We start from the raw sequence: 15,707 nt of genomic DNA on the forward strand, positions 1-15,707 counted from the left end.
CATGAGATTCGCGACCTGGAACGTCAATTCGATCCGCACCCGCGTCGACCGCGTCATCGCCTTCCTCGACCGCTCCGGTGTCGACGTGCTCGCCATGCAGGAGATCAAGTGCAAGCCCGAGCAATTCCCGACCGAGCCCTTCGAAGCGGCCGGGTACCATCTCGCGGTCCACGGGCTCGATCAGTGGAACGGCGTCGCCGTGGCCTCGCGCCTGCCGATCCTTCGCGTCGAGGATCATTTCGCAGGTCAGCCGACTTTCGGAGATCCTGAGACCCTCGAGGCCCGCGCACTCGGCGTCACCTTCCGCCAGGCCGATGGCGCGGAGACGACGATCTGGAGCCTCTACGTGCCCAACGGGCGCGAACTCGATCACCCGCACTACGCCTACAAGCTCGCCTGGCTTTCGGCCCTGAGGGCAGAGGGCGCCCGGTGGCTCGCGGCCGATCCGAGTGCGCGCATCGCACTGGTCGGCGATTGGAACGTCGCCCCCTTCGACGAGGATGTGTGGGACATGGCGGCCTTCGAGGGGAAGACGCACGTGTCCGAGCCCGAGCGCCGCGCTTTCTTCGCCTTCGCCGAGGACGGATGGGAGGAGGTGAGCCGCGAGCGCGTCACGAACTACACGTATTGGGACTACCAGAAGCTGCGCTTCCCGAGGAATGAAGGGATGCGGATCGACTTCGTGTACGCCTCGCCCGCGCTCGCCGGGGCCGTCTCCGGGGTCGGGATCGACCGCGATGAGCGCAAGGGGAAGGGCGCCTCGGACCATGTGCCGCTGATCGTCGAGCTCGCCGATTGATCCCCGAGCCCGCCCATCGGGGCGAGGCCGGCACCGCTCTCAGCGGGACGCGAGCTCGAGGAGCGCGCCATTGAGGGCGCTCCAGTTCTCCTTGTGCCAGGGCCCGAAATCTTGCTCGCCCAGGAATACTCCCACCGCCTCGTTCACCGGGTCGACCCAGAGGAAGGACCCGGACACGCCGAAGTGCCCGAAGGTCGAGTGCGGGGCGTCGGGCGCGGTCCAATGGGGGGACTTCAGCCCTCGGATCTCGGGGCCGAGCCCCCACGGGCACGGCGCGTGCCGGCCGTACCCGGGCACGACGCCGGCGAGCTCGGGGTACTGGGCCGTGCGGGCCTCGTGCGCCAACTCGACGGAGATGAGACTCGGATGGAGCAGTTCCTCCCCGAGGGCGAGGAGGTCCTCGACGGATCCGAGTCCGGAGGCGGCGGGGCTTCCGGGGACCTCCGCACTCGACATGCCGAGGGGTTCGAAGAGGCTCTCCTCGATCCAACGCCCGATGGGAGTGCCCGTCGCCTCTTCGACGAGGTCGCCGAGGACCTCGTACCCGGCGTTCGAATAGACGCGGCGCTTGCCGGGTGAGAACTGCGCTTCGCGCGATTCGAAGGGGAGTCCGGAGGCGTGGGCCAGGAGGTGGCGGACGGTGGCGCCCTCGGGGCCGGCCGGATCGTCGAGGGCGAGGAGGCCGCGCTCGACTGCGATGAGGACGGACCAGGCTGTGCAGAGTTTCGTCACCGAGGCCAGAGGGCGGACCTCGCGCGCCTGACCGACCTCGACGAGGCGATCGCCGCGGGCGACGAGGGCGTAGGCGTGCGCGAAGGGGATATCGACCGGGGAGTCGAAGATGGGCGTCACGGGTGGTCCTTCCGTTGGGGTGCCTGGCGCCCACCCTAGCCGTCCGGACCGCTCAGGGCCCTGGGGATCGCGAGTGCGGGAGTGCTTTCGACGGACGAAGGTGATGCTCTCGACGAGCAAACGTGATGCTTTCGACGGACGAAGGTGATGCTCTCGGCGGACGAAGGTGATGCTCTCGACGGGGGCGGGCGGAGTCCGCCGATCCGCCCGCCCCGGCCGTACAGCGATCACCGCAGAAACAACCACCTCCGGCAATCACCGCCAAGCCAACCAACTCCGGCAATCACCGCCAAACCAGCCAACTCCGGCAATCACCGCCAAACCAGCCAACTCCGGCAATCACCGCCAAACCAACCACGTCCGGCAATCACCGCCAAACCAGCCACTTAGAGCGCTCCCCGGCCACCGCCCGAGCCGGAGTGGCGGCCTCGGGACCGCTCAGCCGAGGAGCCCCTCGACCTCCTCGCAGGAGTCGTCGCTGGAGCCGGCGCCGCTCGTCATGACGAGACCGTCGAGGGCCTCGTCGATGTCGACCTTCACCCGGGCGCCCTCGGCGACCTCACCCGCGAGGAGCATCTTCGCGAGCCTGTCGCCGATCTCCTTCTGGATGACGCGGCGCAGCGGACGCGCGCCGTACGCCGGGTCGTAGCCCACGCGGGTGAGCCAGCCGCGGGCGGGCTCGGACACTTCAAGGGTGATCCTGCGGTCGGCGAGCCTGCGGCCGAACTCGGCGACCATGAGGTCGACGATCCCGGCGAGTTCGTCGGCGCCGAGGGGCTCGAACATGACCGTCTCATCGAGTCGGTTGAGGAACTCCGGCTTGAAGCTGCGGCGGACCACCTCCATCACCGCCTCGGAGCGCTCCTGCTCGGACAGGCTCTGGTCGGCGAGGAACTGCGAGCCGAGGTTCGAGGTGAGGATGAGGATCGTGTTGCGGAAGTCCACGGTCCTCCCCTGCCCATCGGTGAGCCGCCCGTCATCGAGCACCTGGAGGAGGATGTCGAAGACCTCGGGATCCGCCTTCTCGATCTCGTCGAGGAGGATCACCGAATAGGGGCGGCGACGAACGGCCTCGGTGAGCTGTCCGCCCTGCTCGTATCCGACGTACCCGGGAGGGGCGCCGACGAGGCGCGCGACCGAGTGCTTCTCGGAGTACTCCGACATGTCGATGCGGATCATCGCCCGCTCATCGTCGAAGAGGAACTCCGCGAGCGACTTCGCGAGCTCCGTCTTGCCGACGCCGGTCGGCCCGAGGAAGAGGAAGGAGCCGTCGGGCCGGTTCGGGTCGGCGATGCCCGCGCGCGAGCGGCGCACCGCATCGGCGACGGCGCTGACGGCGGCACGCTGCCCGACCAGGCGGCGGGCGATCTCGCCCTCCATGTTGAGGAGCTTGTCGGTCTCGGTCTGGAGGAGTTTGCCCGTGGGGATGCCCGTCCACGACTCGACGACCTCGGCGATCTCCGCCGGGCCGACCTTCTCGGCGATCATCGGGGTCTGCGGGGAGTCCTCCGGCTCAGCGGAGGCCTCGGCCTCCCCGATCTGGCGTTCGACCGCCGGGATCTCGCCGTTCTGGAGGCGGCCCGCCTCCTCCCAGCGGTTCTCGCGGATCGCGAGCTCGAGCTGGGTGCGCAGGTCGTCGAGCCGCACGCGCAGGTCGCCGACCTTGTTGTGCCCGGCCTTCTCAGCCTCCCACCGGCTCGTGAGGGCGGTGAGCTCCTCCTGCTTGTCGGCGAGGTCGGCGCGGAGCCTGCCGAGGCGCTCCTGCGTCGCCTCATCCTTCAGATCCGGGTCGGATTCGGCGAGGTAGGACTCCTCCATGCGCAGGCGGTCGACCTGGCGCCGCAGCTCGTCAATCTCGACGGGGCTCGAGTCGAGCTCCATCCTCAGACGGGAGGCGGCCTCGTCGATGAGATCGATCGCCTTGTCGGGGAGTTGACGCCCGGTGATGTAGCGGTCGGAGAGCTGGGCGGCCGCCACGAGGGCGCCGTCGGAGATCGTCACCTTGTGGTGGGCCTCGTACTTCGGGGCGATGCCACGCAGGATCGCGACCGTGTCCTCGACGCTCGGCTCGCCGACGAAAACCTGCTGGAATCGGCGTTCGAGGGCGGGGTCCTTCTCGATGTACTCGCGGTACTCGTCGAGGGTCGTCGCGCCGACCATGCGCAGCTCGCCCCTGGCGAGCATGGGCTTGAGCATGTTGCCCGCGTCCATCGCTCCCTCGGATCCGGCGCCCGCGCCGACGACCGTGTGGAGTTCGTCGATGAAGGTGATGATCCGCCCCTCGGAGCGCTGGATCTCGGAGAGGACGGCCTTGAGGCGCTCCTCGAATTCACCGCGATACTTCGCGCCCGCGACCATCGAGGCGATGTCGAGGGCGACGAGTCGCTTGTCGCGCAGGGATTCGGGCACGTCGCCGGCGACGATGCGCTGGGCGAGGCCCTCGACGACGGCGGTCTTGCCGACGCCCGGTTCGCCGATGAGGACGGGGTTGTTCTTCGTGCGGCGCGCCAGGACCTGGACGACCCTGCGGATCTCGGAGTCGCGGCCGATGACGGGGTCGAGCTTGCCCTCGCGGGCGACTTCGGTGAGGTCGCGGCCGTATTTGGCGAGGGCTTCGAAGGAGCCTTCGGGCTCGGGGGATGTGATGGGCTCGGGGCGCAGCTTCTTCAGCGCGCTGCTGAGCGCATCGGCGCTTGCGCCCGCTTCGCCGAGGATCCTCCCGGCCTCGCCCGGTGATGCGGCGAGGGCGATGAGGAGGTGCTCGGTCGAAACGTAGGCGTCGCCTCCGTCGCTCGCGAGCTTCTGCGCGGCGCTCACGACCTCGACGAGGGCGCGCGAGGTCTGCGGCTGGGCGGTGGTCGCCCCCTGGGCCGCGGGGAGGGCGACGAGGGCGTTGCGGGTGCGCGCCCCGATGGCGCGCCGGTCGGCCCCGACGGAGTCGATGAGGGAGTTCGCGATCCCCTCGTCCTGTTCGAGGAGGGCTTCAAGGAGGTGGATCGCTTCGACATTGGGGTTGCCGGCGACGCGGGCGGCGTCGATCGCGGCGGCGAGGGCCTCTTGGGCCTTGGTGGTGAATTCCTTCGTCATCGTGCATTCCTTACGCGTCGGTTTCCCGGCGCACTCCGGACCCAAGGCCACAGCCTTGAGTCTCTTCAGCTCAACTTTCTGATATTGAGTGTACTCCGCTCAACTCTGAGTGTCGCGGGGAATGCGCACAAGCGCAGCCGAACTGCCGGAACCGCCGAAGCAACCGGGACGGAATGAAAAAGTCAGGTGCCCGTTCACCAACGGGCACCTGACCTGCTTCGTCTTGCGGCTCTCAGGACTCGGAGGACTCCTCCGGAACACCGAAACGCTGATCGATGCCTTCGAAGAACTGCAGGATCGTCCCGATCGCGCAGCGGCACTGCAGAAGGAGCTGCTCGTCGGTCGCCCCCTGCTCGAAATCGACATTGACCTCCGCGCACACCTCCAAGGTGTCGCCCTCGCTGTCACGGAAATAGCCCTTGGGCCACAGGTGCGTCCGATGCCAGTCCTCGATCGCCAGCAGAAGATCATTGCGCTGCTCGCGCTCGATCCGCCCCCGCCGGAATGCGAGGACGTTCAAGATCTCCTTCTGCTTGCCGACCATGCGAAAGTAGAACATCGAGCCGTCCCAGCCCGAGACGATGTCACCGTCCTTGTCGAGCTCCCACTTCCACTCCTTGGCGTCGAAGAGGAGCCCGAGGCGTTCCACCGTCGGCACGCTGAGAGCGTCGGAACGACGGGCCAGCGTCTCCAAAACGTCCTCGGAAGAGGGGCCCGTCGGAGCCGCGGGCGCCCCCTGCGGAGTGCCCGACAGTTTGCGATCCGCCTCCCCGAAGCGATCGGACAGCCAACCGAAGATGCCCATTACTCACCAACCCTTTCGAGAAGCGCGTCGAAGAACTGGTTGCCCGTGCCGAGGGTGCACTCGATCTGCTGGAGGAGCTGCGCATCGCTCGCCCCGCATTCCCAGTCGATGCAATGGTCGATCTCGATCCGAAGATCACCGTCATCCGTGATATGATGCGCGGCCGTCGGCCAGAGCTTGTCACGATGCCACTCGAGGATGAATTCACGCACCTCATCGAGGTGCTCCATCGAGAGGCGCCGGTTGAGATTGCCCTGAATCCGCAGGATCGTCGACTCCTTGCCGACGAGCATGAAGAAGAAGGTGTTCCCGTCCCAGATCCCGCCGAGATCGCCCTCGTTATCGATGAACCAGTGCCAGTTCTTCGAATCCAGGATGGCCTTCAAGCGCTCCTGGGTCACCGGAGCGACCGCAGAGGACGCTCCGGGAAGGGAGGCGCCGCCGTTTTCCGTACCCATCATTCACCTCTTTCCTCGCTACTCGTCAATCATAGCGCGAGCCACGGGCGTCTTCGGCCCACTACGAGATTTCAGTTCCTCCGGGCAAGCACCCCGATGCCCGGATGCGCGAAAGCGACGGTCCGCGCGCTTCAGCGCCTGAAGCCCGAACGCTCGAGGATCTCCCTGCGGCGGCGGTTGACGATGACGATCCACACGATGCCGCCGATGAGCATCGCGAGGCCGATCAGGCCGACCACAGTCGCGACCAGCAGGCCCGTCAGGCCGGCGCCCGCAACCGTGTCGATCGACATGCCGGTGATGCCGACCATCTGAGTCGAGCCCTCCGTCTGGCACTCGAGGATGTACGCGCCCTCTTCAAGATCCGCGGCGAAGAAGGCCCCCGATCCCGCCGGCTCCATCGGCACCACGCCCGTCGGGGAGCTCAGCTCGCAGCCGCGGATATCGCCGGACTGCGCGGTCACGATGTACGTCCCCGACTTGTCGACGAACACCGTGTCGCCCGAGGAGACCGGAGTCATCGACTCGAAGAGGGAGGACATGTTCATCCCGCCGAGAGTACCCACGACGAGGGCGATCGGCGCGACGATCACGGCGACGACCACGCCGATGACCATGAGGAGAACGGGGCCGACCCGGCCCGGGAGCTTCTGCGCGGGCGCCGGATAGCCGCCCGCCCACGCCTGGGCGCCGTTAGCGGGAGCCGCGTACGGGGCCGCCGGATCCTGAGGCGCGAAAGGCGAATCCGCACCGGGAGCCTGCGCGCCCGGCTGAGCCTGGGCTCCCGGGTAGCTCCCGTAAGCAGGTCCGGCCTGGGCATTCACCGCTCCGTACTGCGGCCACGGGGTCGCCTGGGGGCTCGAGGGCGAAGGCGCGCCCTCGGATCCGCTCGACGAAGGCGCCGCCGACGGCTCCGACGAGCGCTGTCCGTAACGGGGTTCATCATCCATCTGCGGTGCCATCAGTCCTCCCGGGATCGGCGAAAGTATCGCCCCCCAGCCTATCGGACCGGAATCGGACACGCCCCCGGGGACCACCCTGAAAACGCCCCAGGACCACCCCTGCCCGCCCGCGCGCGGCCGGATCCCTGCGGTCGATCGGGATCGAGCATGCGAATTGCCCCTGCCCGCCCGCGCGCGGCCGGATCGATTCAGGCGCCGAGGACGAAGCGCGAAAGCCTGGGCCACCGGCCCCTCAGCGCACGGCCCCGCCCTCGGCACCCGCATCGCGGAGGCGCTCGGCGCGCAGCTCCGCCACACCGGGAACATCGAGGGGAGCCGGATCGGCGCCGATCGCACGCGCGAGAAGCAGGTCAGCGAGCTCGGGATTCCTCGCGAGGACCGGACCGTGCATGTAGGTCGCGATGATCGACCCCTGAACCGCGCCGTCATGGGCGACCGGAGCGGGCGCGGAACCCTCCGGGCAGCCGTTGCCCACGCCCGCCAGGACGCGACCGAGGGGACGCGCATCCGGACCGAGCAGCGTGCCTCCGCCGTGATTCTCGAACCCCGTCAGCGGTGAGGACAGGCCCTCGAGGAGCGGTTCGGTGACGAGCTCGCCGATGGAGCGCGCCCCCTGCGGATCGGTCGTGATGTCGAGGACCCCCATGCCCTCGACGCGCTCTCCGCGCGCATCCCGGTACCACAGCCCGAGGACCTGCAAGGACGCGCAGATCGCCAGGAGGGGGCGCCCCGCCTCCAGCGCGCGGGACAGGCCCGGATCCTCGCGGAACTTCTGGGCCGCCAGGGACTGCGCCGCGTCCTCGCCCCCGCCGAGGGTGTACAGGTCCAGCTCGGAGGGGATCGGATCGGACAGGCCGACCTGGACGACCTCGGCCGCAATGCCGCGCCGCACGGCGCGCTCGGCGAGGACCATCGCGTTCCCCGTGTCGCCGTAAGTGCCCAGGACCTCGGGCATGAGGACCCCGATGCGCAGGACCGATTCGCCGCTCACTTGTTCTTCTCCCTCGCGTCGAGGATCGTCTTGAAATCGCGCAGGGCCGTGTAGTTGAGCAGCACCTCGACCCGGCCCCGTTCCAAACGCTCGAGCGCCTCCATCGCAGTGGCGACGAGCTCGCAGTGGACATTCGCGTACTCGAGGCGCACCGCGAGATCCGCTCCGCGCTCACCGCAGGCGATGACCCGGGGAACGGTGTCCCGCCCCTTGACGAGACCGCTGAAGTCCACATCCCACAGCCACGACAGATCCTGGCCGTCGGGGACTTGGCCGTTCACCCCGATGACGACCTGATCGATGCGCGGATCCACCATCGACATGGCCTCCTGCCAGCCGGCGGGGTTCTTCGCGAGCATGATCCGCGCGAGCCTGCCCTCGACGTCGTGGACCGAGTAGCGCCCCGCGACCTCGGCGACCGCGGACACGGCCTTCGCCGCGGCCCGCGGATCCGCGCCCAGGGCGAAGGCCGCGGCGACGGCCTGCGCCGCATTGCCCAGATTCGCCCGCCCCGGGACCTGGAGGCGAAGATCGAGGGCGAGGCCCTGCGGGCCGATCAGACGCGCGCGCGGCCCCTTCGCACCCTCGGGCAAAAGCTCGATGTCTTCGAGACGCCAGTCGGGAAGCGGTCGTTCACGCAGTTCAGGCAGGGGCTCGCCAGGGTAGGAGGGCACCAGGCGCCAGGAGCGCCCCTCTCTAACGACCCTCCCGCCGCGCGGATAAGCGGCGGAATCGCCTCCCCAACCGGTGCCCGCCGCCACCCACACGACCTTCTTCGCATCAGCGGCGGCCGAGACGATCAGAGGATCATCGCAATTCGCCACGATCACCGCCTGAGGGTGGGCATTCACGGCCTCGCGGAGCCTGCGCTCGACGGAGCCGATCTCCCCGACTCGATCGAGCTGGTCGCGCGACAGGTTGAGCAGCACAACGGCTGCGGGGCGCACGTCCTCCGCCACGATCGGCACGTGCATCTCATCGACTTCGAGGGCGGCGAGGCCGGCCTTCGGGTCATTCATGAGGGCGGTGACCACGCCGGAGGTCATGTTGTCGCCGTTCGTGTTCGAAGCGACGGCGCCGCAGGTGGACAGCGCCGCGCGCACCATTCGGGTCGTCGTCGACTTGCCGTTCGTCCCCGACACGATGACCGAACGCATCGGCGCGGCCAATTCGCGGAGCACCCCGGGGTTCACTCGAAGAGCGACCGCGCCGCCGATCATCCCTCCCGATCCCCGGCCGAGAGCACGAGAGGCGGCCGCCGCGGTCCGTCCAGCGCAAACGGCGAGCCGCGTGCGAACACTCATCGAGCGATCAGGGGTCGGAGAAGTCATGAGGTCACACTAGCCGCACGAGCGCCCGGACTCGCACCCGGACCGCCCCGACACGGATGAATCCCCGCTGCGCGCAGCCGAGGGCGGGGACCCTCGGACGAGTCCCCGCCCTCGGCCGGACGGCACGATCAGGACGAGAGCGACACGCTCGCGTCGATGACGCGCACGCCCCTCGGGCCCGCCTCGATGACGGCCCGGATCTTGCGCCCCGCCCGGTAGGCATCCGATGCGGCTCGCCACGGGCTCCATACGGCGAGTTCTCCGCCGCCGGGGGGCGCCTCTTGAGTCCACGGGCGCTGTCCGCGACGAATCGGGGAGACCTCGCCGCTCGGCGATGCGGCGAAGACCCGATTGCGGCGCGCCTCGAGGGTTTCGAGGCGGTCGCGGAGCGCATCGCGCTCGGCCTCGATCTGTTCGACGCGCCGCTCCAGCTCGAGGATCCTGCGGATGCCCGCCAGGTTGATGCCCTCCTCCTGACTCATGCGCTGCACGTCCTGGAGGCGCTGGATGTCGCGCTTCGTGTAGCGGCGTCCTCGGCCCTTCGCGCGCGCCGGGGACACCAGGCCGAGCCGGTCGTACTGGCGCAGGGTCTGCGGATGCATCCCCGCCAGCTCCGCCGCGACCGAGATGACGAAGGTCAGCGGCGAATCATGCGATCCCGTCGGGCGCATCGGCATATCTACTCCTTCGCCGCTTCGAGGAGATCGGCGCGCGGATCCTCATCCGCGAAGAGCGCGACGAGCTTCTCGACGGCCCTCTTCTGCTCGCGGTCGAGCGCCGTCGGCACCTGCACGCGGACTTCGATGATGAGATCGCCCTTGCGCTTGTCGGTCTCGACTCCGCGCTTGCGGACCCGCAGCAGTGCGCCGGACTGCGTGCCGGCGGGGACCTTCACCGTCACCGTCGATCCGTCGAGGAGGGGGACCTCCACCTTCGCCCCCAGAACGGCCTCGGTGAAGGCCACGGGGACGACGACGCGGATGTCGTCGCCGTCGCGGACGAACACGGGGTGGGGATCCACGTGGATCGTCACCTCGAGGTCGCCGGCCGGACCGCCGTTCACTCCGGAATGCCCCTTGCCGCGCAGACGGATCTTCTGCCCGTCCTTGACCGCCTTGGGTAGGCGGACCTTCTGGCGCTTCCCGTTGATCGTCATGAAGACTTCGGTACCGGCGAGCGCCTCCCGGAAGGAGATCCGCGTCGATGCGCGCCGGTCCTCGCCCTTGCGCGCGCGGGGCGTGCCCGTGCCCGGCCCGAAGGGCGGGCCCGAGTATCCCCGAGCGCCGAAGGAGGACGCGCCCGAGCCGCCGAACATCCCCGAAAGGATGTCGTTGAGATCGGGGGCCCCCTGGGCGGAGGCGGAGGCCCCCGAGGGGAAGTTCATCCGGAAACCCGAATTCCCGAAGGCGCCGAAGAGGTCGGACAGATCCGGCCCTCCGGCCCCGCTGCCCGCTGAGAAGCGGGCCCCGCCGCCGGCCATGGCGCGCAGGGCGTCGTACTGCTTGCGCTGCCCGGCATCGGAGAGGACCGCGTAGGCCTCGCCGATCTCCTTGAACTTCTCCTCGGCCTTCGCATCCCCGGGGTTCTGGTCGGGGTGCCACTGCCGGGCGAGTTTCCGGTAGGCCTTCTTGATCGCCGCGTCATCGGCGTCCTTGGCGACGCCGAGCGTCGCGTAGAAGTCCTTTTCGAGCCAGTCCTGTCCGCTCATCCCGGGTCACCTCCCATCTGGCGCGCCGCTTCGTCGGCGCGCATCTCGTCATTCAGGGTTGTCCACCATCACTTTCGCGGCGCGCAGGACCTTCTCGCCCCGGCGGTAGCCGGGCTGGAGGATCTGCGCGACGCGAGGACGCTCGACCTCGGGGTTCGTGTTCGCCAGGAGCGCCTCGTGGACCGCTGGGTCGAAGTCGTCGCCGGCGGCACCGTAGCGTTCAAGGCCGAAGCGCGACTCGAGGGCCGATTCGAGCTTCGCCGCGATCGCCGCGAAGGGACCCTCCGCGAGGTCGCCGTGCGCCCTCGCCGCGTCGATGTCGTCGAGGACGCCGATGAGGGCCTCGATGACCTCGGACTGGCCGGACTCGCGGTGGGCGGGGGCCGCCTCCTTCGAGCGGCGCACGTAGTTCAAGTACTCCTGATTGAGGTTGTACAGGTCCGCGTGCGCGCGGGCAAGCCTGTCCTCGAGATCGGCGATCTTGCCGAGGGCGTCGGCGAGCTCCGAGTCCTCCATCTGGGCTTCGAAGAGGCTCATGTCCTCGCCGCCGCCGGGGCCTTCGGCGCTCTGCGCGCCTTCGGCTTCGGCCGTGTTCGACGGGGCGGCGCCTTCGGCTTCGGCGCTGCCCGAGTCGGCGGCGCCGGTGCCGACGCTGGCGGCATCCGCCGGGGCGGGGGCGGCCGACTGCTCGGCGTCGGCCGCCCGCCCCTCCTCGGGTCCTGGCGCGGAGCCCGGGTTCTCCGGATCCTTCACTTCTGCTCGTCCTCGTCCACGATCTCGGCGTCGATGACGTCCTCATCGGGGGCGGACGCGGACTCGCCCTCGGCGCCGCCCTGGGCCTGCTCGGCCTGCTGGGCCGCGTAGACCTCTTCGCCGATCTTCATCGCGGAGGCGTTGAGCTTCTCGAGGGCCGACTTCACGGCCTCGGTGTCCTCGCCCTTCAGGGCCTCCTTCACGGCGTCGACGTCGGCCTGAACCGCGGAGCGGGTGCCCTCGGAGACCTTGTCGGCCTCGTCCTTGAGGAGCTTCTCGATCCCGTAGACGACCTGTTCGGCCTGGTTGCGGGTATCGGCGTCCTCGCGGCGCTTCTTGTCCTCGGCGGCGTGCTCCTCGGCCTCCTTCACCATGCGATCGATGTCCTCCTTGGGCAGGGCCGAACCGCCGGTGATGGTGACGGACTGCTCCTTGCCGGTGCCGCGGTCCTTCGCCGAGACGTGGACGATGCCGTTCGCGTCGATGTCGAAGGCGACCTCGATCTGCGGGACGCCGCGGGGGGCCGGGGCGATGCCGGAGAGCTCGAAGGTGCCGAGGAGCTTGTTGTCGCGGGCGAACTCGCGCTCGCCCTGGTAGACCTGGATGAGCACGGAGGGCTGTCCGTCCTCGGCGGTGGAGAAGACCTCGGAGGCCTTCGTCGGGATCGCGGTGTTGCGGTCGATGAGCTTGGTCATGATGCCGCCCTTGGTCTCGATGCCGAGGCTGAGCGGGGTGACGTCGATGAGGAGGACGTCCTTGCGGTCGCCCTGGATGACGCCGGCCTGGAGGGCGGCGCCGACGGCGACGACCTCATCGGGGTTGACGCCCTTGTTCGGCTCGCGGCCGCCCGTGAGCTGCTTGACGACCTCGGTGACGGCGGGCATGCGGGTCGAGCCGCCGACGAGGACGACGTGGTCGATGTCGGACACGGAGATCGAGGCGTCGCGGATGACGTCATGGAAGGGCTTCTTCGCGCGCTCGAGGAGGTCGGCCGTCATCTCCTCGAACTTCGCGCGGGTGAGCGACTCGTCGAGGTGGATCGGGCCGTCGGCCGTCATCGAGAGGTACTGGAGGGAGATGTTCGTGCTGGTCGCCGAGGAGAGCTCCTTCTTCGCCTGCTCGGCGGCCTCCTTGAGGCGCTGGAGGGCGACCGGGTCCTTCGAGAGGTCGGCTCCGGTCTTGGTCTTGACCTGGGAGATCAGCCAGTCGACGATGCGCTGGTCCCAGTCGTCGCCGCCGAGGCGGTTGTCGCCGGCGGTCGCACGGACCTGGATGGTGGAGAAGCCGTCGTCGTCCTTGCCGATCTCGAGGAGGGAGACGTCGAAGGTGCCGCCGCCGAGGTCGAAGACGAGGATGAGCTCGTCCTCCTTGCCCTTCTCGAGGCCGTAGGCGAGCGCCGCGGCGGTGGGCTCGTTGACGATGCGCTGGACGTTGAGGCCGGCGATCTGGCCGGCGTCCTTCGTCGCCTGGCGCTGGGCGTCGTTGAAGTAGGCGGGGACGGTGATGACGGCGTCGGTGACGGGCTCGCCGAGGAAGGCCTCCGCGTCCGCCTTGAGCTTGGAGAGGATGCGGGCGGAGATCTCCTGCGCCGTGTACTTCTTGTCGTCGATGGAGACGGTCCAGTCGGTGCCCATGTGGCGCTTGACCGAGGAGATCGTGCGATCGACGTTGGTGACGGCCTGGCGCTTGGCGATCTCACCGACGAGGACCTCGCCGGTCTTGGAGAAGGCGACGACCGAGGGGGTGGTGCGCATGCCCTCGGCGTTCGCGATGATGGTGGGTTCGCCGCCTTCGAGGACGGCGATCGCCGAGTTCGTGGTGCCGAGGTCGATACCGACTGCACGTGCCATGGTGCGTGTTCCTTTCATCCGGTCGATTCCCCCGTCCGAGGGCGGGGCTCCGACCTGCTGCTGGTCTGGTGGACTCGACTCTTCTTGAGTCCGTTGCACTCAACTTTAAGCGCACCCCCTTCGGGGCGCAAGCCGAAGAACGAAGAGTTGAGCCCATGCGACTCAAGGAGGGGCCCGTCAACAAGTCGGAGCACACCCGCGCAACACCCGTCGAAAGCTGACAACAAATCGGACCGCACCCGGCCTTCAAACGCTTGAAGCTCTCTTTCCGCCCCAAAATGAACGCTTTGTTGACACCACCCAAAACACCGATGGCCGACTTGTTGCCCTCGATGCTCCTCGCACTGTGGGACGATCAGGACATGCACTGCCAGCACCACGCATCGGGCGCATGCCGATCCTGCTCACTCCTCGACACCCCGTACCCCGAGCAGATCGCTCACAAGCAGGGGAAGGCTCGCGCCCTCCTCGACCAGACCCCCGGCATGACCGCGCTCGACTGGCTCAACCCCCAGGCCTCGGCGAGCACCGGATTCAGGACCAGCGCGAAACTCGTCGTCGGCGGCACGCGGCGCAGACCGACACTGGGGATCCTCGGACCCGACCGGCGGGGCGTCGATCTTCCCGGCTGCCCGATCCAACACCCCGCGATCAACGCCGCCGCACCTGCACTCAAGCGCTTCATCCGCGCGCTCGACCTCGCACCCTACGACGTCCCCACGAAGAAGGGCGAGCTCAAGTACATCCTCCTCACCGTCGGAACGGACGACGCCCTCATGTGCCGCTTCGTCCTGAGGACCCGCGACCGCCTCACCGACATCCGCCGCGCGCTCCCCGAACTCCACCGCCTCATTCCCGGGCTCGCCGTCGTCAGCGCCAACATCCATCCCACCCACGAGGCCATCGTGGAGGGTCCGGACGAGATCGTGCTGACCAAGCGCCGCGCCCTCGACCTTCGCGTCGGGGACACCGACCTCGTCCTCGGGCCCCGCTCATTCGTCCAGACGAACCGCGAGGTCTCCTCCGCCCTCTACCGGCAGGCCGCCGAATGGGCGGCCGCCCCCCTTCCCGACGGGCGCTCACCCGAGACCCTGTGGGACCTTTACTGCGGCGTTGGGGGCTTCGCCCTCCACGCCGCCCGCGCCGGCATCCCCCGGGTGACCGGCGTCGAGGTCTCGGAGCAGGCCATCGCCTCGGCGATCCGGGCCGCGCACACCGCCGGCCTCAACAGGGACGCCGCCCGCTTCGTATGCGGGGACGCAAGCGCCTGGGCGAAGGACCAAGACCCGGACGCGCGCCCCGACGTCCTCGTCGTGAACCCGCCGAGACGCGGCATCGGCCCCGAGCTCGCGCAATGGGTCGAGCACTCCGGGATCCCCCGCGTCGTCTACTCCTCGTGCAACGCCGCGAGTCTCGCCTCCGACCTCAGGGCCATGCCCTCCTACCGCGGCGACAGGGCCCGGCTCTTCGACATGTTCCCCCACACTCCCCACACGGAGACCTGCATCCTCCTGTCACGCGGATCCTGAACGGCGGGCCGGCCCGCCGGCACCGCCCGGCCCCGCTCCACAGCTGACCCACAGCTTGGACCGGCGCCCCTCACAAGCGCGCCCGAGATGCTGGGGTCATGACCACGACACGACCCGCCCTCGTCGCCCTCCTCGCCCGCTTCGGACGGCAGCTGCGCTACCTGGCTTCTTCCTTGAGCTCGACGACGCTCGACTACCTCATGCTCCTCGCGCTGAACAGGCTCGTCGGGGGACTTCTCCTGCCGGTCGTGTGCGCCCGCATCACCTCGTGCACGATGAACTACCTCCTCAATCGCCGGGTCTTCGACAAGCAGGGCGCGCTCATCGCCACCGCCCTCAAGTACGCGGTGTGGGAGGCGACGATCATGTTCACCGCCTACGCCGTCATCCGCGGCATGGTCCCGCTCGGCCTCGCCCTGTGGATCGCGTCGATCCTCGCGAACTCCTCGCTCTTCGCCCTCAACTACCTCGGCCAGCGCTACCTGGTGTTCGGCGATCGCGAACTGGTCGTCACCGACCTCGCGCGGCTCCGCTCCGCATTGCCCTCGTTCGGGCAGGCCCGGGTCGCGCAGGCCTGAGCGC

General features: G+C 68.9%; 14 protein-coding genes. 3 read left to right on the plus strand and 11 right to left on the minus strand.

Features of this window, described 5'->3' with window-relative positions:
• The first annotated feature begins 1 nt into the window (after position 1).
• Positions 2-799 carry an exodeoxyribonuclease III gene (locus tag HD592_RS10680; RefSeq protein ID WP_184454007.1) on the plus strand — a complete coding sequence of 266 codons (798 nt, stop codon included), beginning with the start codon at positions 2-4 and terminating at the stop codon, positions 797-799.
• Between the two features lie 39 nt (positions 800-838).
• Here HD592_RS10680 and HD592_RS10685 read toward each other — a convergent pair whose 3' ends face one another.
• The 11 genes from HD592_RS10685 to dnaK all read right to left on the minus strand — a co-directional run bounded on the left by HD592_RS10685 (position 839) and on the right by dnaK (position 13,596).
• Entirely contained in the window at positions 839-1,651 is an 813-nt protein-coding gene (locus HD592_RS10685; RefSeq protein ID WP_343058802.1) for a serine hydrolase domain-containing protein, read from the minus strand.
• A gap of 438 nt (positions 1,652-2,089) precedes the next feature.
• Positions 2,090-4,738 (minus strand): ATP-dependent chaperone ClpB, encoded by a 2,649-nt coding sequence (clpB, locus tag HD592_RS10690; protein WP_184454009.1) that lies wholly within the window; start codon positions 4,736-4,738, stop codon positions 2,090-2,092.
• A gap of 232 nt (positions 4,739-4,970) precedes the next feature.
• The gene (locus tag HD592_RS10695) at positions 4,971-5,543 is read right to left on the minus strand and encodes a type III secretion system chaperone family protein (RefSeq protein ID WP_184454011.1); all 573 of its coding nucleotides are present in this window, start codon (positions 5,541-5,543) and stop codon (positions 4,971-4,973) included.
• Positions 5,543-6,004 carry a YbjN domain-containing protein gene (locus HD592_RS10700; protein WP_184454013.1) on the minus strand — a complete coding sequence of 154 codons (462 nt, stop codon included), beginning with the start codon at positions 6,002-6,004 and terminating at the stop codon, positions 5,543-5,545. Before HD592_RS10700 ends, HD592_RS10695 begins: the two co-directional genes overlap by 1 nt.
• A gap of 128 nt (positions 6,005-6,132) precedes the next feature.
• Positions 6,133-6,963, minus strand: a complete 831-nt coding sequence (locus tag HD592_RS10705; RefSeq protein ID WP_184454015.1) for a hypothetical protein — start codon at positions 6,961-6,963, stop codon at positions 6,133-6,135.
• A gap of 232 nt (positions 6,964-7,195) precedes the next feature.
• Entirely contained in the window at positions 7,196-7,954 is a 759-nt protein-coding gene (locus HD592_RS10710) for a type 1 glutamine amidotransferase (protein ID WP_277298958.1), read from the minus strand.
• On the minus strand, positions 7,951-9,285 hold the full coding sequence (locus HD592_RS10715; RefSeq protein ID WP_184454017.1) for a Mur ligase family protein: 1,335 nt from the start codon (positions 9,283-9,285) through the stop codon (positions 7,951-7,953). Before HD592_RS10715 ends, HD592_RS10710 begins: the two co-directional genes overlap by 4 nt.
• Before the next feature lie 128 nt (positions 9,286-9,413).
• Positions 9,414-9,956, minus strand: coding sequence for a heat shock protein transcriptional repressor HspR (locus HD592_RS10720; RefSeq protein WP_184454661.1), 543 nt, complete (start codon positions 9,954-9,956; stop codon positions 9,414-9,416).
• 8 nt (positions 9,957-9,964) lie between these two features.
• Positions 9,965-10,993, minus strand: coding sequence for a DnaJ C-terminal domain-containing protein (locus HD592_RS10725; protein WP_184454019.1), 1,029 nt, complete (start codon positions 10,991-10,993; stop codon positions 9,965-9,967).
• 48 nt (positions 10,994-11,041) lie between these two features.
• A complete protein-coding gene (locus HD592_RS10730; protein WP_343058803.1) occupies positions 11,042-11,746 on the minus strand; it encodes a nucleotide exchange factor GrpE in 705 nt (234 codons plus the stop codon).
• Positions 11,743-13,596, minus strand: a complete 1,854-nt coding sequence (gene dnaK / locus HD592_RS10735) for a molecular chaperone DnaK (protein WP_184454021.1) — start codon at positions 13,594-13,596, stop codon at positions 11,743-11,745. The genes HD592_RS10730 and dnaK overlap by 4 nt, the downstream gene beginning before the upstream one ends.
• Positions 13,597-13,958: 362 nt before the next feature.
• Here dnaK and HD592_RS10740 point away from each other — a divergent pair, with 362 nt between their 5' ends.
• Both HD592_RS10740 and HD592_RS10745 read left to right on the plus strand, forming a co-directional pair.
• Positions 13,959-15,125: a methyltransferase domain-containing protein gene (locus tag HD592_RS10740; RefSeq protein ID WP_184454665.1), complete on the plus strand. Its 1,167-nt coding sequence runs from the start codon at positions 13,959-13,961 to the stop codon at positions 15,123-15,125.
• A 98-nt stretch (positions 15,126-15,223) separates the two neighbouring features.
• Positions 15,224-15,703 carry a GtrA family protein gene (locus HD592_RS10745; RefSeq protein ID WP_184454023.1) on the plus strand — a complete coding sequence of 160 codons (480 nt, stop codon included), beginning with the start codon at positions 15,224-15,226 and terminating at the stop codon, positions 15,701-15,703.
• Positions 15,704-15,707: the final 4 nt, after the last annotated feature.

Origin of the sequence: Schaalia hyovaginalis (genome assembly GCF_014208035.1) — a bacterium.
Taxonomy (GTDB): Bacteria; Actinomycetota; Actinomycetes; order Actinomycetales; family Actinomycetaceae; genus Pauljensenia; species Pauljensenia hyovaginalis.